17 protein-coding genes and 1 pseudogene are annotated in these 20,324 nt (G+C 75.3%); 10 read left to right on the forward strand and 8 right to left on the reverse strand.

What is annotated here, in order from left to right:
* The first annotated feature begins 235 nt into the window (after nucleotides 1-235).
* The 4 genes and pseudogenes from IE106_RS06905 (at nucleotide 236) to IE106_RS06920 (ending at nucleotide 4,563) form a co-directional block, all read left to right on the forward strand.
* A complete protein-coding gene (locus IE106_RS06905) occupies nucleotides 236-1,012 on the forward strand; it encodes an aminotransferase class IV family protein (RefSeq protein WP_189530899.1) in 777 nt (258 codons plus the stop codon).
* A 334-nt stretch (nucleotides 1,013-1,346) separates the two neighbouring features.
* Nucleotides 1,347-3,815, forward strand: coding sequence for an aminopeptidase N (pepN, locus tag IE106_RS06910; protein ID WP_189530900.1), 2,469 nt, complete (start codon nucleotides 1,347-1,349; stop codon nucleotides 3,813-3,815).
* Nucleotides 3,816-4,033: 218 nt separating this feature from the next.
* Nucleotides 4,034-4,354, forward strand: a pseudogene (locus tag IE106_RS06915) (DUF998 domain-containing protein); the annotation flags it as partial.
* The gene (locus tag IE106_RS06920; protein WP_189530904.1) at nucleotides 4,351-4,563 is read left to right on the forward strand and encodes a DUF4287 domain-containing protein; all 213 of its coding nucleotides are present in this window, start codon (nucleotides 4,351-4,353) and stop codon (nucleotides 4,561-4,563) included. The pseudogene IE106_RS06915 and the gene IE106_RS06920, both read left to right, overlap by 4 nt.
* Before the next feature lie 304 nt (nucleotides 4,564-4,867).
* Here the strand turns inward: IE106_RS06920 and IE106_RS06925 are convergent, their stop codons facing one another.
* The 4 genes from IE106_RS06925 to IE106_RS06940 form a co-directional block, all read right to left on the reverse strand.
* Nucleotides 4,868-6,172, reverse strand: a complete 1,305-nt coding sequence (locus IE106_RS06925) for a vWA domain-containing protein (protein WP_189530906.1) — start codon at nucleotides 6,170-6,172, stop codon at nucleotides 4,868-4,870.
* A 65-nt stretch (nucleotides 6,173-6,237) separates the two neighbouring features.
* Entirely contained in the window at nucleotides 6,238-7,473 is a 1,236-nt protein-coding gene (locus tag IE106_RS06930) for a sigma 54-interacting transcriptional regulator (RefSeq protein ID WP_189530909.1), read from the reverse strand.
* 104 nt (nucleotides 7,474-7,577) lie between these two features.
* A complete protein-coding gene (locus IE106_RS06935; RefSeq protein ID WP_189530910.1) occupies nucleotides 7,578-9,017 on the reverse strand; it encodes a hypothetical protein in 1,440 nt (479 codons plus the stop codon).
* 64 nt (nucleotides 9,018-9,081) lie between these two features.
* Nucleotides 9,082-10,149: an ADP-ribosylglycohydrolase family protein gene (locus IE106_RS06940; RefSeq protein ID WP_189530912.1), complete on the reverse strand. Its 1,068-nt coding sequence runs from the start codon at nucleotides 10,147-10,149 to the stop codon at nucleotides 9,082-9,084.
* Between the two features lie 184 nt (nucleotides 10,150-10,333).
* Here IE106_RS06940 and IE106_RS06945 point away from each other — a divergent pair, with 184 nt between their 5' ends.
* Both IE106_RS06945 and IE106_RS06950 read left to right on the forward strand, forming a co-directional pair.
* On the forward strand, nucleotides 10,334-10,843 hold the full coding sequence (locus IE106_RS06945; RefSeq protein WP_229840110.1) for a GNAT family N-acetyltransferase: 510 nt from the start codon (nucleotides 10,334-10,336) through the stop codon (nucleotides 10,841-10,843).
* Nucleotides 10,844-11,097: 254 nt separating this feature from the next.
* Entirely contained in the window at nucleotides 11,098-12,060 is a 963-nt protein-coding gene (locus IE106_RS06950; RefSeq protein ID WP_189530916.1) for a S1 family peptidase, read from the forward strand.
* Nucleotides 12,061-12,450: 390 nt separating this feature from the next.
* Here IE106_RS06950 and IE106_RS06955 read toward each other — a convergent pair whose 3' ends face one another.
* On the reverse strand, nucleotides 12,451-13,503 hold the full coding sequence (locus IE106_RS06955) for a YncE family protein (RefSeq protein ID WP_189530918.1): 1,053 nt from the start codon (nucleotides 13,501-13,503) through the stop codon (nucleotides 12,451-12,453).
* Between the two features lie 148 nt (nucleotides 13,504-13,651).
* Between IE106_RS06955 and IE106_RS06960 the strand changes: the two genes are divergently transcribed.
* The gene (locus IE106_RS06960) at nucleotides 13,652-14,551 is read left to right on the forward strand and encodes a LysR family transcriptional regulator (protein ID WP_189530920.1); all 900 of its coding nucleotides are present in this window, start codon (nucleotides 13,652-13,654) and stop codon (nucleotides 14,549-14,551) included.
* A 205-nt stretch (nucleotides 14,552-14,756) separates the two neighbouring features.
* Here IE106_RS06960 and IE106_RS06965 read toward each other — a convergent pair whose 3' ends face one another.
* Entirely contained in the window at nucleotides 14,757-15,224 is a 468-nt protein-coding gene (locus IE106_RS06965) for a MarR family winged helix-turn-helix transcriptional regulator (protein WP_189530922.1), read from the reverse strand.
* 89 nt (nucleotides 15,225-15,313) lie between these two features.
* Between IE106_RS06965 and IE106_RS06970 the strand changes: the two genes are divergently transcribed.
* Complete coding sequence (locus tag IE106_RS06970) at nucleotides 15,314-15,775, forward strand: ester cyclase (protein ID WP_189530924.1); 462 nt, start codon at nucleotides 15,314-15,316, stop codon at nucleotides 15,773-15,775.
* A 188-nt stretch (nucleotides 15,776-15,963) separates the two neighbouring features.
* Here IE106_RS06970 and IE106_RS06975 read toward each other — a convergent pair whose 3' ends face one another.
* Complete coding sequence (locus IE106_RS06975; protein ID WP_189530926.1) at nucleotides 15,964-16,458, reverse strand: hypothetical protein; 495 nt, start codon at nucleotides 16,456-16,458, stop codon at nucleotides 15,964-15,966.
* Between the two features lie 861 nt (nucleotides 16,459-17,319).
* On the opposite strand from IE106_RS06975, the gene IE106_RS06980 reads away from it, so the two are divergent.
* Both IE106_RS06980 and IE106_RS06985 read left to right on the forward strand, forming a co-directional pair.
* Nucleotides 17,320-18,474, forward strand: a complete 1,155-nt coding sequence (locus IE106_RS06980; protein ID WP_189530928.1) for a trypsin-like serine protease — start codon at nucleotides 17,320-17,322, stop codon at nucleotides 18,472-18,474.
* A 180-nt stretch (nucleotides 18,475-18,654) separates the two neighbouring features.
* Nucleotides 18,655-19,089, forward strand: coding sequence for a VOC family protein (locus IE106_RS06985; protein WP_189530929.1), 435 nt, complete (start codon nucleotides 18,655-18,657; stop codon nucleotides 19,087-19,089).
* 214 nt (nucleotides 19,090-19,303) lie between these two features.
* Here IE106_RS06985 and IE106_RS06990 read toward each other — a convergent pair whose 3' ends face one another.
* Nucleotides 19,304-20,266 carry a LysR family transcriptional regulator gene (locus IE106_RS06990; protein WP_189530931.1) on the reverse strand — a complete coding sequence of 321 codons (963 nt, stop codon included), beginning with the start codon at nucleotides 20,264-20,266 and terminating at the stop codon, nucleotides 19,304-19,306.
* Between the last annotated feature and the right edge of the window lie 58 nt (nucleotides 20,267-20,324).

Raw genomic sequence — 20,324 nt, forward strand, 5'->3', positions numbered from 1 at the left:
CCGTGCCGTCAACAGCCGTTCTCCGACCTGGTTCCGGCTCCGCGGGACGGTACCGGTGACAGGCGGCGTGGCCGCAGCGCGCACCCCCTTCGCCCTGCCGGTCACGGCGGGTGTCCGGGCGGTGACCAGTGAACAGCAATGATCGGATGGGAGGGAAGGAACCCGTGAGGAAATTGGCTTGTCAACGACTGGTTTCGGGCGGCCGGACACGCTGGGGTCCGACATGCTGTTCCCCATGACGACACTGAACGGACAGCCCGCGTCCCTTGAGGACGTGCTGCCCCTGGCGCTGACGTCCTACGGGCACTTCACGTCCGTGCGCGTCGAGGACGGCCGCATCCGGGGCCTGTCCCTCCACCTGGAGCGCCTCGTACGTGACAGCCGGGCCGTCTTCGGGAGCGACCTGGACACCGGCCGCGTACGTGACCTAGTGGCCAGGGCCCTGGACGGGCACAGCGGGCCGTGCGTCGTCCGGATCACGGTCCACGACCCCACCCTGGACATCGGACGCCCCGCGGACGCCGGCCGGCCCGGCGTCCTCGTCACCGTGCGGGCGGCCGGTGCGATACCGCTCCCGCCGCTGCGCGCCAAGAGCGTGCCGTACCAGCGCGACCTGCCGCAGGTCAAGCACTGTGGACTGTTCGGCGCTCTGCACGCCCGTCGCGTCGCGCAACTGGCTGGATATGACGATGCCCTGTTCGTCGGGCCGGACGGCCACGTCAGCGAGGGCACCACCTGGAACGTCGGCTTCATCAGCGACGAAGGGGTGGTATGGCCCGAGGCCCCGGTTTTGCCCGGAGTGACCATGGCCCTGCTCCGGCAGCACGTCGAGCACCGCGTCGTCCCGATCACGCTGTCCCGGGCCAAGACCGCGCAGGCCGCGTTCGCCACCAACACCGCCATCGGCGTCCGGGCCCTGACGGCCGTCGACGACACCCCCATGGCCGACGAGCACCCCCTCCTGGACAGGCTGCGCGAGGCCTACCTGTCCCTCCCCGGCGAGAGGTTGTAGGGGCGCAGGCGGCGAGGCCGTCCGTGCCGACGGCGGCCGCGAGCCCAGGGCCGGCCCCGCCCATTACGACCGCGGCCGTGGACGGCCGCTCGTCGCCGGCCCCGGCCCGGCCGGGCACCGGCAGGGCGAGCGCCCCGGGAACGCGCCGGTGCCGACACCGTTCCGCGCGCCGGCACCGGGGGCCGCACCGGCCGGCCGCTCCCCCCGGCGGACCGAACGCCCGCCGTCGAACCGCCGCGTCCGGCCGAAAACCGGGGGCCGTACGGCGCGCGCCCCTCTACGCTGTGGTTTTTCGCGTGCGGCGCACCGGTGCGCCGGGGAACCAGGGGGAGCGATGGGCGTCCGCAGTCTGACCCGTGCCGAGGCGGAGGAGCGAGCCGAGCTGCTGGAGGTCGAACGGTACGACGTGTCCGTCGACTTCACGGACCTGCCGGACGGCCCCGACGTACGGTGCGTGTCCACCATCACGTTCTCCTGTACGGAGCCGGGCGGCGAGACGTTCGTCGACTGCGCGGCGACGGTGCTCTCCGCCACGCTCAACGACGTCCCCCTGCCCCCGGCGGCCGAGGGGCGCATCGCCCTGCGCGGCCTGGCCGCGCACAACACGCTGCGCGTGGAGACCGTCCAGTCGGACACGACCCACGGCCCGGGCGTGCACCGGGCCGTCGACCCCTCCGACGGCGAGGTGTACGTCTGGACGTCCTTCGAACCGGACGAGGCGCGCTTCGTGTGGGCCTGCTTCGACCAGCCCGACCTCAAGGCCCCGCACGCCTTCACCGTCACGGCCCCGGCCGGGTGGACCGTCACCAGCAACGCGGGGACGGCCCGCACCGAGACGCTCGGCGGCGCCCGCCGCTGGACGTTCCCCGACACCCCGCCCCTCTCCCCGTACAACACGGTCGTCAACGCCGGCCCGTTCCACGAGATCCGCCGGAACGCCGGCGGATACGACCTCGGCCTGTACACCCGCCGGTCCCTGGCCGGCGCCCTGGAGCGCGACGCGGACGAGATCCTCACCCTCACGGCCCAGGGCCTGGCCTTCTTCGCGCGCGTCTTCGCCATGCCGTTCCCGCAGCACCGTTACGACCAGGTCTTCGTACCGGAGTTCGGCGGGGCCATGGAGAACTACGGCTGCGTCACCTGGTCCGACGACTTCCTGCGCCGCTCCGCGCCGACCCCGGCCGAACGGGAGCTGCTCGCCAAGGTGCTGCTGCACGAGATGGCGCACATGTGGTTCGGCAACATCGTCACCATGCGCTGGTGGGACGACCTGTGGCTCAACGAGGCGTTCGCGGAGTTCGCCTGCCACTGGGCCGCCACCAGCGCCACCGCCCACACGGACGCCTGGGCCGGGCACCTCGCCGGCGGCAAGCTCAAGGCGTACCTGGCCGACCAGGGGCCCGCCACGCACCCGATCCGCCAGCCCGTGCACGACGTCGACGAGGCCGCCGCCATCTTCGACGACATCACCTACCCCAAGGGCGCCTCCGTCCTCCAGCAGCTCATGACCTACCTGGGGGAGGAGGCCTTCAGCGCGGGCATGAGCGACTACTTCGCCAGGCACGCCTGGGGGACCACCACCCTGCAGGACCTCGTCGACGCGCTCGGCCGGGCCTCGGGGCGGGACCTCGACGCCTGGAAGACCGGATGGCTGGACACCGCGGGCACCGACCGGCTGACCCTCGACCACGGGCCCGGCGGTGCGGTGCTCCACGCCACCGGGCCGTCCGGCGCCCCGCCCCGCCCGCAGGTCCTGGCCGTGGGCGCCTACCGCCGTACGGCCACCGGCCTGGAACGCACCGCCCGCACCACCGTCGAGGTCCGCGGCCCCCGTACGCCGGTCGACCTGCCCGCCGGCGCGGACCTCTACCTGGTGAACGACGACGACCTGACCTTCGCCACCGTCCGGCCGGACGCCGCCTCCCGCGACGCCCTGCTCCGGTACGCCGCCGACCTGCCCACCGCCCTGTCGCGGGGCGTCGCCGTGGCGACCGTCTGGGACATGCTGGTCAACGGGGAGGCCACCGCGGCGGAGGCCGCCCGCGGCATCGGCGCCGTCCTGGAGGCCGAGACCTGCGACGCGGCCGTCGAGCCGTACCTCACGCTCGCCGGGGACATCGCCGAACTGTGGGCTCCGGAAGGCCGGCGAGTCGCCCTGGAAGCGGAGTTCGCCGCCACCTGCCGCCGGCTCGCCGACCGGGCCCGGCACCCCGCGGGACGCCGCGTCGCGCTGCGCTCCCTGGCCCGCGCCGCGTCGGGCGGCGCGCTGGAGCGCCTGCGCGCCGAGGCGGTCGAGGACGACGACTACGACCTGCGGTGGCGCGCCCTGGCCCGCGCCGCCGAGCTGGGGGAGGACACCGCGGCGGAGGCGGCGCGCCTGCTGGCGGCCGATCCCGACCCGGACGCCCACCTCCAGGAACTCCGCGTGCGCGCCGGCGTGCCGGACGCCCGCGTGAAGGCGGCGGTCTGGCAGGCGCTGGCGATCGAGCGGGCCGTGCCCGTCTCCTGGGTGGGCCGGGTGGCCGCGGCGTTCTGGCGTCCCGGTCAGGACGAGGTGCTCAGGCCGTTCACCCGCCGCTACCTCGACCTCGTGCCCGGCCTCGGCCGCGGAGGCATGATCCCCGCCATGGTCTACACGGGCCGGCTGCTGCCGAGGTTCGCGATCGACGGCGGCTTCCTCGACGAAGCACTGGCGGTGGCGGGGACGGCGGCCCCGGTCGTGCGCAAGACGCTGACCGAGCACGCCGACGTGACACGCCGCATGCTCCGCTCGCGCGGCACCGTGGAGCCCGACGCCGTGTGAGACCGGTCCCGCACCGGGTGTCGCCGGAGCCGTGCGAACGGCCTTGTCCGGCTCGTCCAGGACGCCGTCGGCATCCCCCGGCGCCCACCGTGCGGCGGGGGAGGGCGCCGCTTGCCCGGTGACCGGGCCGGCCCCACCCACCCGTCTCCCCATCCTCCGCCGCCGTTTTCACCGCCGACCCGGGCGGTGGCTTCCCCGCCGCAGACCCCGGCGCCCCCGCCGCCTCGCTGAGCCGGCACGGCGCTCTCCACCTGCTCGGCGGCATGATCGGCCACCTCGCCCTGTGCGCGGCCTTCCTCGTGCCGGCCCGCCACTTCGACGCCCACCGGCGTCGCGGGTGGGCGATCGGATCCCGCCTCGTCCCCCTCGGCGTCCTCGCCGGGTTCGCGGGCTCCTCCCCCACCGTCGCGGCCTTCACCATCGGCGCCGACCTCGGCCTGCCGTGGCCGGCCGCGATCACCGCACGTCTGCTCAAGGCGCAGACAACCCCCGCTGTTACCGTCACGACCACGAACCGGCAGAGAGGACAACGGAGATGACCACACCGGCCAAGGGCCCCGCGAGCTACTTCCCCTCCATCGAGAAGAAGTACGGCCGCCCGATCGCGGAGTGGAAGGACCTCATCCGCACCGCACCCCTGACCAAGCACATGGAGCTCGTCACCTGGCTCAAGACCGAGCACGGACTCGGCCACGGCCACGCCAACGCGCTCGTCGCCCACACCCTCGCCGAAGGCAGCGGCGCGTAGCCCGACCACCCGCGCCGGGGGACTCGGCCCCCGGCGCGGGTGGTCGAAGCGCGCGCCCCGCCCCCGTCGGCTCGCCGCCTTCCGAACCGGTGAGGGGCGACCGCCCACGCGCACCTCGGCGGCCGGCCCGCCGGCGCGGAAGGCCGGTTGCCGTGTCGGACGCCGACCCGACGCGCTTCCCCCGACGACGGGCCCGGGCGGTGACCCGCCGGCCCACCGGGCACCCGGGGGCGACCTGCCGGCGAGGCCCGGCCGCGGAGTCGCCCGTCACCGGACGCGGGGGCACGCCACCGGGCCCGGGCCCTCAGCCGATGGTGACGACGCGCGCCCAGGGGGGCGGGGTGTCGGGTACGTAGTCGGGGTCGGCCTCGTCGGCGGTACCACCGGGACGGGGGAAGAGGCCGACGACGACGCGGCAGGGCGGCGGCTCGGACGGCCACGGCGTCTGCCCGTCCGTGAGGGCGACGACCACGTCCGGACGGGGCCGGGAACGGAGCGCCCGGGCGAAGCCGGAGCGCAGGTCCGTCCCCCCGCCGCCGATCAGTTCGATGCTCTCGGCGCGGCAGAGCGGGACGGCGACTCCGGCCGCCGCGTCGCAGGAGATCACCGAGACCAGGTCGCGCCGCCCGCCCACCGCCCGTGAGATCGCCGCCACCTCCAGCAGCGCACTGCCCAGTTCGGCGTCGCTCACCGATCCGGAGGTGTCGATCACGACGCACACCCGGGGCGGTGTGCGGCGCAGACTCGGCAGCACCACCCCGGGCACACCGGCCGAGCGCCGGGACGGACGCCAGTAGCTGTGGTCCTCTCCCACCCCCGGCGCACCGGCCGCCGAGCGGACCGCCGCGCCGAGCAACTGCCGCCAGGGCTGCGGCGCGTGGAACGCCTCGTCCGCCCAGCGGCGCCACCCTTCCGGCGCGTCACCGGGGCGGCCCCTGATCCCCTCCGCGACCCGGAACCGGACGGCGTCCCGCTGCTGCCTGCTCAGGCCGTGCGCCCCCTCGGGGCCCAGCTCCCACGGCCGGTCCTGCCCGTCGGCGCCGCTGCCGCAGTCCAGCCAGGCGAACTCCGCGGCGAGCCCGGACATCGAGGCCCTCCGCAGGTACTCCTCCATCAGCAGGTCACCCGGCAGCCCCAGCAGCGACGGCAGCACCGCCCCCCGGGGCCGGGGCAGGCCGTCGCCGTAAACGTCGTCGTTGATCTCGAAGTCGGCGGCGATGTTCCGCCGCAGCCGCTCGCCCGGCCCGTACTCCTCGTACTGCCGCGCGTACCGCTCGCCCCGCCCGTGGTGGTCCCGGAGCAGGTGGGAGACCTCGTGCACCCAGACGCCCGCCAACTCCTCCACCGGGGTGCGCGCCACGAAGCCGGGGGAGACGTAGCAGCGCCAGTGCCGGTCCACCGCCATCGTCGGCACCGACCGGTCCTCGACCACGTGCAGGGCGAAGAGCGCGTCGGCCAGGTAGGGGCGGACCCTCACCGCGTGGAGCCGGGCGGCCAGCAGCTTCTCCCGGTCCAGGGGAAGCCCCGTCCGGCCGTTCGGCCGGCCGGGGCCGGGCGGGGCCTCCGGCACGGCGGCCCGTACCGGGCGCGGTGGCGCGGGCGGGGACATCGGGCGCGGCAGCGGGCGCGGCCGGGCGCCGGGGACCGGCGCTTCCGGGCGCCTCACGACCCCCGTCACCGCCGCGCCCCCGTCGCGCTCCCGACGCCGGCCGCCGCGGTGGCCCGGCCCACCGACCGGTCCGCCCGCCGGGCGAGGCCGATCACCCCGGTCAGCCGCTCCACCGCCTCCGGTACCTCCCAGTCATCGCGTCGCAGCCCGGCCAGCGCCGACGCCGGGGCGACCAGCAGGTCCGGGGCGCCGGTCTCCAGCGCCCGGACGAGCACGGCCCAGCCCGCCTCCCACCGCTCCCGCTCCGGTCGCGCCCCGACGGCGGCGACCACCGCCTCCAGGGCCGCCTGGCGCAGGTCGCCCCGCTCGGGCAGGTCGGCGGAGGCCGGGTCGGCCAGCAGCGACTCCGGGTCCGGCAGGTCCATCCGGTCCAGGTGGGCGAGGAGTTCCAGCCCCGGCCCGTCGCCCACGGCACCCCGCACGAGCAGCGCCAGGACGTCGCGGGAGACGCGGGCCGCCGTGCCGAAGGCCAGCAGGGTCAGCGCGGCCTCCCAGCTCCTGGGCGAGGGCCAGGCGCCGCCGCGCCGCGTCTCGCTGCTCGGCAACCGGTGGATCAACGTCGGCCGGGTCTTCAGGAAGCCGCAGACCGCCCGCCGGGCGAACGCGACCGCCGCCGGGAGGTCCTCCGCCGCCAGCCGGGGCAGCCGGGCCCGGGGCCAGACGCCGCCCAGCCCCCGCACCACCACCTCCCGGTCGTGCTGCCAGTGGAGGTGGACGAACCGGTTGGCCAGCGGCGGGCTCAGCTCCCACCCGTCCGCCGCCGACGCGCGCGGATTGGCGGCGGCCACGACCCGTACCCCCGCGGGGAGTCGCAGCGCGCCCACCTTCCGCTCCAGGACGACCCTGAGCAGCGCGGCCTGGACGGCGGGGGTGGCGGTGGAGAGTTCGTCCAGGAAGAGCAATCCCCGTCCGGCGCGCACCAGTTCCACGGCCCACCGCGGTGGCGCCATCGGCACCCCCTGGACGGCCGGGTCGTCGCCCACGACGGGCAGCCCCGAGAAGTCGGACGGTTCGTGGACGCTGGCGATCACGGTCGTCAGCGGCAGGTCGAGGGAGGTGGCGAGCTGGGTGAGGGCCGCGGTCTTGCCGATGCCCGGCTCGCCCCAGAGCAGGACGGGCAGGTCGGCGGCGACGGCCAGGGTGAGCGCTTCGAGCTGCTCGTCGGGGCGCGGCTCGGTGGTGGTGGTCCGGAGGAGGGCGAGCAGGTCGTCGGCGAGGGCGAGCTGGGCGTGGGAGGACATGGGCATCACCTGGTGTGTGGGAGGGGGGACGGGACGGCTCGTCCCCGGGGACGTGGAGGCGTACGGCGCCGCGCACGGCACGGAGGAGGCGCGGAAGCGGCCGGTCAGACGGTCAGCCCGGTGCGGGGCCGGGCGCGGTTTTCCCTCTTGCGCCGGACGGCGGGAGGCGTACGGCGGTCGATCCGGGGACGGCGGCCCGGCTGCGCGTCCCGGCCGGCGGGGGCGGGACGCGCGGAGACCAGCCCCGAGCGGAACAGTCCGTGGTCGACGCGGCGGAGCGCCGCCGACTCCAGTGCGTCCCGCAGCGGTCCGTCCCGCAGGACCGCACCGGGACCGAGCAGCCCCTCGACGACGTCCAGCGCCCCGGTGACGTCGCCGTGGCGGAGCCTCTCCCGGACCGCGGGCAGGGCCTGCGGATCGCGGTGCACCGCGTCGATGGCCCGCAGGCAGGGCAGCGGCGGCCCGCCGAGCGCCACCAGCAGGCCCTCCCGCCGCAACTGGGCCGGATCGTGGTCGACCGCCGTCAGCACCCCGTCCCTCAGGGCGATCCGGTGGACCTCGCCCCGGCACTCCACCCGGTGCGGATCGGCGGGCTCGGACCCGAGGGTGCCGGGATCCGGCGCGGGGCCGGCCGTCGCGCCGGGGCGGGCCGCCAGCGACGTGGCGACGAGCGGGTGCAACCGCTCGGGCGTGACCAGTCCGGCCCGCAGCAGCTCCAGGTCGGGCAGGACCCGGGCCGCCGCCTCCGGCAGTACCGGCAGCGCCGCGACCCCCCGCGGGGACCGCGGCCCGGGCAGCGCCCGGCACGCCGGAGCATGGCTGTCGTCGGGCGCGACCAGTTCGAGCACGGCGCGGCTTCGGGCACCGAGCCGCACGGCGAAGGCCCCCCGGGGGAGTCCTTCCGCACGCAGCAGGAGCTCCGCCTCGGCGGCCCAGCGGTCCACCGCCCACGGTCCGTCGTGGCCGGTGGGCCGGTCGGGCCGTGCCCCGGGCGGGGCCCCCGGCGTGCCGCACCGCAGGGCCAGTTCGCTGCTCCGGGAGGAGTCCCAGAGGTGCCGGTGCAGGTCGAGCCGGAAGCGCCGGTCGGGATGCGGGTGCGGGTGGTGCCGGGCGTCGCCGCCGCCGGAACCGTCCCACAGCGCGAGGGACATCCGCTGCCCGGCGTCCGCCCAGGCGGGCGGGGTACGCACCACCAGCTGCGCCGCCGGCGCGCCGTGACCCCGGTACCGGGCCAGCGACAGGGTGAGGCCGGGCCGGAGCCTCCCGTCGGGGGCGATGCGGGGCATGTGCCACCGCAGCAGATCCGGCGCGAGTCGGCGCAGGTCCGCGCGGAGGCGGTGGACGAGGTCGGTGCCGTGGCGGTCGCGCACGGCGCGCAGATCGAGGTCGACGTCGATCCGGGCGGCGGCGCAAGCCCCCGCCCAGTCACCGACCGCACGCCGTGCGGTCGCGGTCTCGATCATGGACGGTGGCACGGCGTACTCGCGTACGCGCTGCCACATCGAGAGGCGGGGCGGAATCGTCTTCGCGGGGTGATGTGCCATCAGCACTCACCTTGCGCGGACGATTCCCCCAATCCGTGAGAGGAGAAGTTCGTCATCGCCGGCATCATAGGCAGCCCGGGGACGGACTGTCAGTTCCCTTTTCCGTCCCGGGCCCCGGGGCGGCGCCGTCACGACGGGCGGTCCGGCCGCGCGCCGCCGCGCACCCGTCCCGCTCGCCGACCGGCCGGCGGACGGACCCCGGTCGCCCTCCGAGGCGGTGCGCGAGGCGGAGCAGATCCGGCAGGTGCAGCACCCGCCCGCCGAATCCCGGGAGGGGAACGTGGAGCGGCCGGGTCCAGCGGGCGGGGATCGCGTCCAGCCCGTAGTACGCCCCCGCCAGTCCTCCGGTCACCGCGGCGACGGTGTCCGTGTCACCACCGAGGTCGATCGCCGCGCGTATCGCCTGCTCGAAACCGGTGGTGGTGCGCAGGGCCCAGACCGCGGAGCCTAGGCAGGGCCAGACGGCACCGTTGAACTCGGTCGCCTGCCCGGGGTGCCAGTGGGGTGCGAGGACGGTCGCGTAGCGCCCGCGGTGGTCGGGGTGGACCAGGTCCAGGACGTCCGGGAGCGCGGTGAGGGGGTCGGCGCCTTCGAGCGCGACACGGACGAGTTCGTGGAAGACCGCGGTGCCTTCCCAGGCCGCGCGGTCGCCGTGGGTGAGGGCGGCGAGGCGGCGGGCCGCCTCCATGGTGGCCTCCCGGCCCGCGGGCGCGAAGTGGACCGCGGAGGTCGACGCGCGCATCAGGGAGCCGTTTCCCGCGGCGCGCCGGCTGACCTGGAAATGGATCGCGGCGGCGCGGTCCCAGGGCATGCCGCTGGTCAGGACCTCTTCGGTCTGCAGGCCGATGTCCTTGGGGTCGGACGCCGCCCATCGCTGGAAACGGGCGAAGACGTCCGGCAGGTCCAGCCCGCCCCGCTCCAGCAGCGACTCCGCGACCAGGACGGCCATCTGCGTGTCGTCGGTGGCCTCGCCCGGGTCCCAGCCGCCGCCCCCGGCCATCTCGCCGCCGGTACCGGGTACGGGGAACCGCGCGGAGAACGCACCCGGGGGACCGAATTCGAAGGGGCCGCCCAGCGCGTCCCCCACCGCCGCGCCGACGACCGCGCCGGCGACTCGCTGGATCCGCTTCATCCGCGCAGGCTACCCGCGCCCACGCGGCCCTGTTCCCTCTTCGGCTCCCCGGCCCCCGGCAGCGAGTACGACGCGCCCACGGGAAGCGGCGGCGCACCGCCGCGAGCCCGGCCGGCGCCGGCGCGCGGGGCCGGGGCGGGAAATCCGTTGTCGTGCCGTCGCCTCCGTCGGCATGCTCCGGGTCATGACCGCTGAAGCCGACCCCACCGCCGCCACCGTCGTCCTGCCGGTCGGCGTGCGCGACCTGTCCCCCCGGGACCTGCCGGCGTGCACCTGGTCCGGATCCGCCACCCACCTGCGCCACGTGGAGCGGGAACTGGCCCGGGCCGCGCGGGGCGAGGTGGACTACCTCGCGGTGTGCACCCCGGCGGACCTGCCGGTGGCGATCGGCGGCGTCGACTACCGGGTCTCCGAGGGAGCCGGAACCCTGTGGCAGCTCGCCGTGCTCCCCGCGCTGCGGTCCTGCGGCCTGGGGACGCTGCTCGTACGCGCAGCCGAACAGCGGATCCGAGGCCGCGGGCTGCGCAGGGCGGAACTCGCCGTCGAGGAGGACAACCCCCGGGCCCGCGCCCTGTACGAGCGCCTGGGCTACGTCGCGTACGGCCGTGCGCCGGACGCCTGGGACGAGGAGGGGCCCGACGGATCGATCCGCCGCCACGAGACGATGTGCGTGCTCATGCGAAGGGACCTCTGAGCCCCGCGCGACCGGCGAACGGCGGCCGCTGCCGACGACGCGCGTGCCGCCGCACGAGGGAGACACGTGGATGAGCGGCGTGGGAACGCCCCGGCGGCCGTTCCCGCCTCGCCCGGGTACGACGGGGGGGGACACCCCCACCCCCCGCGGACCCGCTGCCCGGGCCGCGTGTCCACCTGCTGCCACCGTGGTCCGGCGGATCCCCGGCGAGCAGGCTGGACGCGTACGGATCCTTCGAGCAAAGGGAAGTCCCCGTGTCCGTCCTGAAGCCGGTGCGCCGCGGTACGGCGCGCACTGCCGCCGTCAGCGTCCTCGTCGCCGCCTGCGCCACCCTCATGACCGGAAGCGCCGGAGCGATCGTCAACGGGAAGGACGCCACCGAGAGTTACCCGTTCATGGCGACGATCCCGGAGTCCGCTCCGCGGTACGGCCTGTTCGACGGCGTCTGCGGGGCGTCGCTGATCGATCCGCGGTGGGTGCTGACGGCGGCCCACTGCGTGACGGGCGACGGCCTCCGGCTGGAGGGCGCCGTCCGGATCGGCAGCGACCGCCGGAAGTCCGGGGGCACCGTCCGGAGGATCGACCGGACCTTCGTCCACCCCGGCTACGCGAACGGCGACACGAAGGCCGCCAACCGGGACGACATCGCGCTCGTCCGCCTCGACCGCCCGGTCCTCCAGAAGCCGGTCCGGATCGCGAAGGAGACGGGCCGGGCGGGTACCCCGACGCGGATCGTGGGCTTCGGCACCACCGTCGACGGCCGGATGGAGTTCTCGGACCGGCTGCGGGAGCTGGACACCCGCAGGGGCACCGAGTCCGAGTGCGCTCCCGGGTACGCGGACCGGACCCGGCTGTGCACGATCAGCACCGTTCCCCGGGCCATGGCGTGCTCCGGGGACTCCGGCGGCGCGCAGCTCCAGAAGGGCCGGGACGGACGGTGGGAGCTCATCGGCGTGACGTCGGGCCCCGGCGCCCCGAAGGTGCCGTGTTCGAAGGGACCGGGCCTCTACACCGACGCACCCGCCTACGCCGCCTGGATCCGGAAGACCATGAGGAGCGTCAGCGCCCGAACGCCCGCGGAAGGCGGCTCCGACCCCGCCGGGACCGGTGCGAACGACAGCGCGGCGGTGCTCGTCGGCGTGGCCTCGGCACTGGTCCTCGCCGGTGCCGGCACCACCGTCGCGCTGCGCCGCAAGAAGGCCGGCCGCTCCGCCTGACGCGCCGTACGGACAGGCGCCGGCGGGCACTTGACGCGCAACGCCGCCGCGGCCCCGCGCGCGGCCACGACGGTGAGCGGGGCCCGTGCCGTACCCCCGGGACCACGCACCCCGGCCCCGGGACGCGACCGGAAACGGCAGGGACCCCGGTCGAGGGGCCGTCGTGCCCCTGATGCGGACGGGTACCGGGGCGCGTCCGTCGCAGCGGTGAACCGCGTGCGGTCGTGGGTGTTCCCGCCCGTCAGAGCCACGGCGAGCGGGCGTCCGGCACCGTCGCGGGCCGGGGCGGCAACGAGCGAACGGGCTCCGTCTCGGCACCGAACGCTTCCTGGCGGTGCATCACCGTTCCCGCGATCCGCACCCCGGCGCCTTCACCGGTCTCCCCGGCGGTCAAGCGGGGCGTGGGACGTACGCCAGGCCGTGGGCGCCGGGTTCGCCGAGCCTGGCGATGTCCAGCCGGGCCAAGCGCTCCAGCGTCTCCAAGTCGACGATGTCGACGGTGGAGGAGACGACACAGGCCACGTAGCCGAGCCGGCCGTCGGGGGAGGAGGTGACGGTCAGCGGGAAGAGCCCGACCTCGACCTCACCGAGCCGCTTGCGGGTGTCGGCACCGAAGACGCTGAGGCGGCCCGGTGCGTGGCGCCCGAGCCGCGCCTCCGGGGCGGCGGTCATGCGCGACTCGCCCGCGAGCAGCTTGCCCGTCGACGTCAGGTGCACCGGCAGGATGACGTGCTCCGTGGGCAGGATGTCGACGACGGACGCCGTCCGGGGGTCGATGACGCGGATGCCGGTGGCCGGCCGGCCCTCGGCGCCGCCGGAGAAGTCGCCGTACGGCGCGGCGACGAAGACGTGCGTGCCGTCGGCGGAGACGGCGAGCCCCTCGCTGCCCGGGACCTCGACCTTCGCGGTGAGGACGCCCCGTTCGAGGTCCACGACGGACACGAACGGCGCTTCCTTGTTGGTGGCGTAACCCGTCCGCCCCGCCGGATCGATCGCGAACCAGTGCGGGCCGGGCGCGTCCGTGTCGATCCTGCCCAGGGGTCGGCGGGTCCCCGTGTCGATCACCACGACACCGCCGGGCCGGTCCTCCGCGCCCTCCACGCTGACGTAGAGCCGCCCGCGTGCCGTGTCCAGCGCCAGCCCGTGCGGCCCGTGTTCCGGGGCGAGGTCGACGACCTCGACGATGCGGCGGCTGTCGGGATCGATGACGACCAGCTCGGTGCGCCGGCCGCCGTTCGCGTGGTAGTAGCCCGAGCGGTACGTCAGCGTGCACCACAGCAGCCGCCGCGTCGGGTCGTAGCACAACTCGTGCGGCTCGGCGGAGACCCGCACGTCGCCGAGGCGCCGGTCGGAGGCGGCGTCGAAGAACGACACCGTCGGTCCGCTCTGACTGACGACGGCGAGGACATCGCCTTCCCGACCGGTACGGGGGGACTGCTGCACAGCGGCTCCTTAGAACGGGGAAGCGGGAACGCCCCGCGTCTTCGCGGGCGTCTCCACTCTCCGGCGCCGGCAGGTGCGACAGCAATGCAAAGATGGGCATCCCATCATTGCCGCAAGCGTAAAAACGCAGTTCGGGGGAGAGGAACCGGTGGATCTCAACCTGCTGCGCGTCCTGGACGCGCTGCTGCAGGAGAACAGCGTGACCCGCGCCGCGGAGCGCCTCGGCACCTCGCCCGCGGCGGTGAGCCGCGCCCTGGCCCGGCTCCGCCGTACCGTCGGCGACCCGCTGCTGGTCCGAGCCGGCCAGGGGCTGGTCCCGACCCCGCGCGCCGTGGAACTCCGGGAGGAGGTCGGGGCGTTGCTGCGCGGCTGCGACGACGTGCTGCGACCCGGCGCCGGATTCGACGCCGCGCACCTCCGGCGCACGTTCACGGTGCAGGCCGCCGATCTGCTCCTGGTGGGATTGGCCGGGAGCCTGACCGAGCGGATCCACGCGGAGGCCCCGCAGGTGGACATCGTCTTCCTGCCGGAGGCGCTGGAGGGCGGCCCCGGGCTGCGACAGGGCTGGGTGGACGTCGAACTCGGCGTCCTCGGACACCTGGACCCGGAGATCCGGACCCGGCAGCTCACCCGGATGACGCTGGTCGGCATCGCCCGCAGCGGCCACCCCCTCTTCGACGGGCGGATCGACGCCCGCCGTTTCGCCGCGGCCGACCACATCGGCATCTCCCGACTCGGCAAGCGCCTCGGACCCATCGACAGCGCCCTCGCGGAACTCGGGCTGCGCCGCCGGACCGCGGTGGTCGTGCCCAGCCACACGAGCGCGATGATGCTCGCCCGGGACACCGACCTCGTCGCGCTCAGCCTGGCCGACTGGCTCCCCGACACCATCGCGGCCATGGGCCTGCGGACGTTCCCCGTCCCCCTCGACCTGGAACCCCTGGACCTCGGGATGGCCTGGCACCCCCGCAACTCGGCGGACCCGGGACACCGCTGGTTCCGCGAACACCTGGCGTCCGCCGTCCTGGCCCCGGCCGGCGGTTCCTGACGACCGGCCACCCACGATCCGCGGACGCCCCGCGCCCGCGGGCCCCCGGGGCGGCAGCCTGACCGCGGTGGCGCGCTGTCCGCCTGGGGCCGCCGAGGCCTTCCGAAGGGCGCCCCCGCGGGTAGGGGGCGCGGCTCGGCTCTCCGGCACGGTCCGCCCCGGGGCGGTGCGCGGGGGCGCGTGGACCGGCCGGGCCGCCGCCGGGTCAGTCGCCGCGCAGGCGCGCGGTCTGTTCGGCGCCGACGTCGGTGGTGCGCCGCAGGTACCGCTCGATGACGGTGAGTTCGTCGTCGGTGAAGTCGTCCAGGGCCCGCTCGAAGGCCCTGCCGGGGGCGTCCCAGGCGGCCTCGACCTCGGGAGTGCGGCCGGCGGTGAGGGCGACCAGCGTCTTGCGCCGGTCGTGGGGGTCGGGGCGGCGTTCGGCGAGGCCGGCCTTCTGCAGGCGGTCGACCAGGCGGGTGGCCGATCCGGAGGTCAGCCCGGTCAGCTCCGCGATCTCCCCGGTGGTGCGGGGACCGGGCTCCAGGGCGAGCAGGCTGACGCATTGCAGGTCGGTGGGGTGCAGGCCGAGGTGTTCGGCCATGGCCTGGTTGAACAGCGTGTAGGCGGCATGGTGGCGCCGGGCCGCCGTGGTGACCGCCGAGACCAGCTCTTCACGTGTTCGGTTTGACATCGAACCACCCTCACGTCCTATTTTTTATCTGCGTCGCACAGATACTGTGTGGCGTAGATTCTTTGTAGCACACCACCCAGGGAGCACCCATGACCGCCCGCACCCCCGAGCAACTGCGCGCCCTCTACGGCCGCTGGAGCGACCTGTGGCGCGGCGACTTCGCCCACGCCGAGGAGATCCTCGCCCCCGGCTTCGTCGTCCACCAGGCCCGCCCCGACGGCAGCGACTCCGAGGCCGTCACCGGCCCCGAGCGCCTGCTGCCCGAGATCGAGCAGACCATGGCCGCCTTCGGCGACATCGCCCTCACCGTCGACCTCGGCCCGATCGTCGACGGCGACCTGATCGCCGCCCGCTGGACCATGCGCGCCACCTACACCGGTGGCATCCCGCAGGCCACCGCCCCCGTCGGCACGAAGGTCTCCTTCAGCGGCCACGACATCCTGCGCGTCCGGGACGGCCGGTTCGTCGAGTACTGGACCTGCACCGACATCCTCGACGGCCTGTCCCAGCTCGGCGCCGTCTCCGGCCCCAACGGCCCCGCCCGGCACTGAGCGGACGGCGCCCGGGCCGACCGGCCGCCGGCGACTCCACCGCCGGAGCGCGGGGCCGGGCCCCGCCTCCACCGCCACCCCGACGGCCCGCCCTCGGCGGCGGACGCGGCGGTCGCGGCGTCCTCGGACGCCGAGCAGGCCCGGCCCCACGCGCCCGCCGGCGCGGACCGGAACCCCGGAGGAACCGCTCAGTCCGCGTCGGCGGGCCGGCCCTCACCGGCCATGAACCTCCAGACCAGCCCGTGGCCCAGGACGACCAGCAGGATCAGCAGGACCGCCTCGGCCTGGATCGGCTTCAGATCGACGACACCCGCGAGTTCGGGCTTCGCGCCCACCACCGCGATCAGGGCGTAGAACAGGGCCGCCACCGCCTGCGCCAGGGTCAGGAACGCGGAGGAGCCCTCCCGGCGGCCGCGGCCGGTCAGGCGCAGCGTCGACACGCAGCCGATCACGGCGAGCACCACGAAGCTGAACCGCCAGATCCCCGGGGTCTCGGTGCCGCCGACCTGCGCGAACAACCCCATGAGCGCGGGGAGCAGGAACGAGAGGTAGACACCGCCGACGGTCCGGCGCAGCGCCGGATCGCGCAGCCAGTCCCGGTGCCCCTGCACCACGTTCCACCAGAGGCCGACCAGCGTGAAGCAGGTGGCCGAGAAGAGTGCGTAGAAGGTGCTGACGTCCACCGGGCCTCCCGTGTCAGGATCCGCACGGCGCGTCCCCGGAACCGGCTCGAAAGGTGACGGCCCCGGCGGCCGTGGACCCGTGCGGAAGTGGGGCGAGCATCGCACGGCGGCAGTGCCGTCCTGACGGAGCGACACTCCTCACGCACCCCGACGGACGCCGGACCGGCCGCCGGCCGGCGGCGAGCGGCCGGCGACGGCCACCGGGCCGCTGCGCGGCGAGGAGCGTTCCCCGAAGGGCCGCGCCGGCTCGCGCCCGTACCGGGGTGCGCGCCGGCTCCTTCGCGGCGGCGGGCACTTGAGCCGTGATCGGTGAGATCGTTAGGATCGGCGCGAAGTCGGGGGATTTCGGGGGGCGCACATCATGAAGGCACGTGGACCAGCAGCCGGCACCGCCGACGCGGGACGCTCGCATCCCACCGGACCGTTCAGGTACCGGCTCCCCTAGGTCGTGTCTTCAAAGTCCCGTCTGCCGGGCGACGCCTGGCACGCACGCTCGCCGCGTTGTCGTCGGTCGCCAATGCTCCGCAGTGGCTCCCTCCTCCGCCTTGCGATCGCACGCACCAGACGCCGCCCGGCCCGCCCTACGGGCGAACGACGCCACTTTGAAGACACCACCTAGCCGCCTCTCCGAGGCCGCGGCCCGCCGGGCCGGTACGCGCGGGCCGGCCGTCCCTCCGGGGCGGCGACCGCGTACGTACCCGCCCGCCCACCGCGGCCGCCGACCGCCGCCGCGCGGGCCGGCCGTCCCTCCGGAGCGCCGTCCCCCTGTTCGTCGTACGACCCGATCACCTCACCGCAGACCCGTGTCCGGCGCGCGACCGGCGACGTCCTCGCGCGCCGGACCCTTCCGAAGGATGACGCATGCACGTACCCCGTCCGCGCACGGCACGGACCACCGGTCTCCTGGCCGCCGCCGCCGCGATGACCGTAGGCCTGCTCCCGGCCACCCCCGCCGTGGCGGTGACCGGACCGCAGGCCGCCGCCGGTGCGCACCCGTACGCGACGCGGCTGACCATCGGGGAGGAGCCGACGACCCGCGGCTGCACGGGCACCCTGGTCGACCGCTTCTGGGTGATGACCGCCGCGAGTTGCTTCGCCACCACCCCCGGCACCCCGGTCCCGGCCGGCAAACTCTCCTTCAAGGCCACCGCGACGCTCGGCGACGGCAAGACCGTCACCCTCACCGAGATCGCCCCGCGCACCGACCGCGACATCGCCCTCGTGCGTCTGGCCGCCCCGGTCACCGGCACGCCCACCGCCTCGCTCGCCGGCGCGGCCCCGGCCGTCGGCGCCGACCTGACGGCGGCCGGGTTCGGGCGCACCAGGACGGTGTGGGTGCCGGACAGGCTCCACACCGGCGCCTTCACGGTCGACGCCTCCGACGCCACCACCCTGCGCATCACCGGCAAGGGCACCGACGCCGTCTGCAAGGGCGACACCGGCGGCCCGCTGGTCAACGCGGCCGGCGAGGTCGTGGGAGTGAACTCCCGGTCCTGGCAGGGCGGCTGCCTGGGGACGGACCCGGCCGAGACCCGCACCGGCGCCGTCTCCGCCCGCGCCGACGGCCTCGCGGCGTGGGTACGGCAGCAGAGCCTCACCACCGCCTCGATCCGCAACGCGCTCAGCGACCGCTGCCTGTACGTCCCCTGGCAGACGCCCGACAACGGCGCCGAGGCCCGGCAGGCCGACTGCGAGCCGCAGTACGCCGACCAGGTGTGGAAGCTGGAGCCGGTCACCGGCGGCGGCTACCAGGTCCGCAACACCTTCACCGACCGCTGCCTCGTGGTCTCGTGGCGCACGCCGGAGAACGGCGCGGTGGCGACGCAGTACGACTGCGAGCCGAAGTACACCGACCAGGTGTGGAAGCTGGAGCCGGTCACCGGCGGCGGTTACCAGATCCGCAACGTCTTCAGCGACCGCTGCCTGTACGTCCCCTGGCAGACGCCCGACAACGGCGCCCCGGCCCGGCAGGTCGAGTGCAACCCGCAGTACGCCGACCAGGTGTGGAAGCTCTGACGGCGGTCCGGGGACCGCACCCGGTCCGAGCGTCGACCACGGAAGGCCGCCCTGCCCGCGACGAGCGGGCAGGGCGGCCTTCCGCCGTGTACGCGGCGGCTTCCGAGGGCCCTCCCTCCGCCAACGTACCTGCCCGTGAACGGAGATGAAGGGCGGGAACCCTCCTGCTATGGTGCGCCGATGTCATCGATCAAGAAGTTCCAGGTCACCTTCGACTGCGCGGAACCCGAGCGCGTCGCTCGCTTCTGGTGCGAGGTGTTGGGGTACGTCGTACCGCCGCCGCCGGAGGGGTTCGCCACGTGGGACGACTTCGACCGCTCGCTGCCGCCTGAGCGTCAGGGCGCGGCGTTCGTCTGCGTGGACCCCTCGGGCGTGGGACCGCGCATGTACTTCCAGCGCGTCCCCGAAGGCAAGGTCGTCAAGAACCGGGTGCACCTCGACGTGCGGGTCGGCACCGGGCTCGTGGGGGAGGAGCGCCTCGCCGTGCTCGAAGCCGAGTGCGCACGGCTGGTCGCGCTCGGCGCGGTACGTGTGCAACTGCTGCGCGCCGACGGCGTCAACGAGTCGTGCCTGGTGATGCAGGACGTCGAGGGCAACGAGTTCTGCCTCGACTGAGCCGTCCGCCGGACGGCGGTGCGGGATGACCGGGCCGGCGCCCCGGCAGCCGCCGTCCGCGACGACCGCGGTCCGGCGGTCGGCGTCCTCCGTCCCGGACGGCTCCGACGCCGTGGTCACCCCGGCCGCCGCAGGACCACCTCCCGCGTGGCTGGCGGTCACGGGCCGCCCTCGGCCCGCGCCGCGGGTGCGGCGGGCACCACCGGGGGCACGGTCACCGGGGAGGACGGCTGGTGGTGTACGCCCGCGTCACCCACCGCTGGAGGTGGGGCGCCTGGGCCAGCAGGTTGCGGTGGACGTGGACGGCGTGGTGGTGCAGGGCCTCGACCACGGGCGCGTCGACGGCTCCCGTGCGCCATATCAGTACGTGCCGCTGCCAGAGGGGGGCACCCGCCAGCGGCTTGACCAGCACTCCGTCGATGGGGCGCAGGGTCGGCTGGACCGCCGTCACGCCGAGCCCCTTGGCGATCATCAGCTGCAGCTGGTCCAGTACGTGGAACTCGTGCACGTCGACGGGGTGGAAGCCCGCCGTCCGGCACGCGTCGTAGAACGCGCCGGGCCACCCGACCCCGTCGTCGGAGGCGACGAACCAGGTCTCCTCGGACAGCTCCTCCAGAGGGACCTCGACACGGTGCGCCAGCGGATGGCCGGCCGGCATGGCCACGAAGATCGGCACGGTGTTGATGGCCCGGTGCACCAGCGCGGGGGAGTGCCGCAGGGGCAGCCCGGGGTAGTCGACACCGAGCGCGGCGTCGAGCTCTCCCGCCTCCAGCTGCGCGAGGAGGTCACCGGTCGCGTAGACGCTGCTGACGGAGACCGGGAGGTCGGGACTCGCGGTGCGCAGCGCGTCCAGCAGGAACGGCAGGACCGGCGTGTTGGTGACACCGAGCCGGAGGGGACGGACCCCTTCGGCCGGGGGACCCGCGGGCCGGCGGACGAGGGCGTCCGCGCGGGCGAGGATCTCGCGGGCCTGGCTGACGACCCGGGCGCCGTACGCCGTCAGCTCCACACCGGTGTGGCTGCGCACGAACAGCCCGTCTCCGAGGAGCCGCTCGATCCGCCGCAACTGCGTGCTCAGCGCGGGCTGGGTGAACCCCAGCGCGGCGGCGGCCCGGCCGACGCTCCCGAAGTCCGCGATCGCGCACAGCACCCGCAAGTGGCGTAGCTCCAGATCCATTCGAACACCTCGCTGGGCGGCGGAAACGGAACCCATTATGCGGCTGGGCCCCGACGGC

Origin of the sequence: Streptomyces roseolilacinus, assembly GCF_014649335.1 — a bacterium.
In the GTDB taxonomy this organism is placed as follows: Bacteria; Actinomycetota; Actinomycetes; order Streptomycetales; family Streptomycetaceae; genus Streptomyces; species Streptomyces roseolilacinus.

What these genes read in the sequence shown, in the direction of transcription:
- IE106_RS06990 (WP_189530931.1), bottom strand. Translation starts at nt 20,266, where the DNA reads ATGGATCTGGAGCTACGCCACTTGCGGGTGCTGTGCGCGATCGCGGAC.
- IE106_RS06980 (WP_189530928.1), top strand. Translation starts at nt 17,320, where the DNA reads ATGCACGTACCCCGTCCGCGCACGGCACGGACCACCGGTCTCCTGGCC.
- pepN (WP_189530900.1), top strand. Translation starts at nt 1,347, where the DNA reads ATGGGCGTCCGCAGTCTGACCCGTGCCGAGGCGGAGGAGCGAGCCGAG.
- IE106_RS06930 (WP_189530909.1), bottom strand. Translation starts at nt 7,473, where the DNA reads ATGTCCTCCCACGCCCAGCTCGCCCTCGCCGACGACCTGCTCGCCCTC.
- IE106_RS06920 (WP_189530904.1), top strand. Translation starts at nt 4,351, where the DNA reads ATGACCACACCGGCCAAGGGCCCCGCGAGCTACTTCCCCTCCATCGAG.
- IE106_RS06935 (WP_189530910.1), bottom strand. Translation starts at nt 9,017, where the DNA reads ATGGCACATCACCCCGCGAAGACGATTCCGCCCCGCCTCTCGATGTGG.
- IE106_RS06985 (WP_189530929.1), top strand. Translation starts at nt 18,655, where the DNA reads ATGTCATCGATCAAGAAGTTCCAGGTCACCTTCGACTGCGCGGAACCC.
- IE106_RS06905 (WP_189530899.1), top strand. Translation starts at nt 236, where the DNA reads ATGACGACACTGAACGGACAGCCCGCGTCCCTTGAGGACGTGCTGCCC.
- IE106_RS06925 (WP_189530906.1), bottom strand. Translation starts at nt 6,172, where the DNA reads ATGTCCCCGCCCGCGCCACCGCGCCCGGTACGGGCCGCCGTGCCGGAG.
- IE106_RS06970 (WP_189530924.1), top strand. Translation starts at nt 15,314, where the DNA reads ATGACCGCCCGCACCCCCGAGCAACTGCGCGCCCTCTACGGCCGCTGG.
- IE106_RS06940 (WP_189530912.1), bottom strand. Translation starts at nt 10,149, where the DNA reads ATGAAGCGGATCCAGCGAGTCGCCGGCGCGGTCGTCGGCGCGGCGGTG.
- IE106_RS06965 (WP_189530922.1), bottom strand. Translation starts at nt 15,224, where the DNA reads ATGTCAAACCGAACACGTGAAGAGCTGGTCTCGGCGGTCACCACGGCG.
- IE106_RS06945 (WP_229840110.1), top strand. Translation starts at nt 10,334, where the DNA reads ATGACCGCTGAAGCCGACCCCACCGCCGCCACCGTCGTCCTGCCGGTC.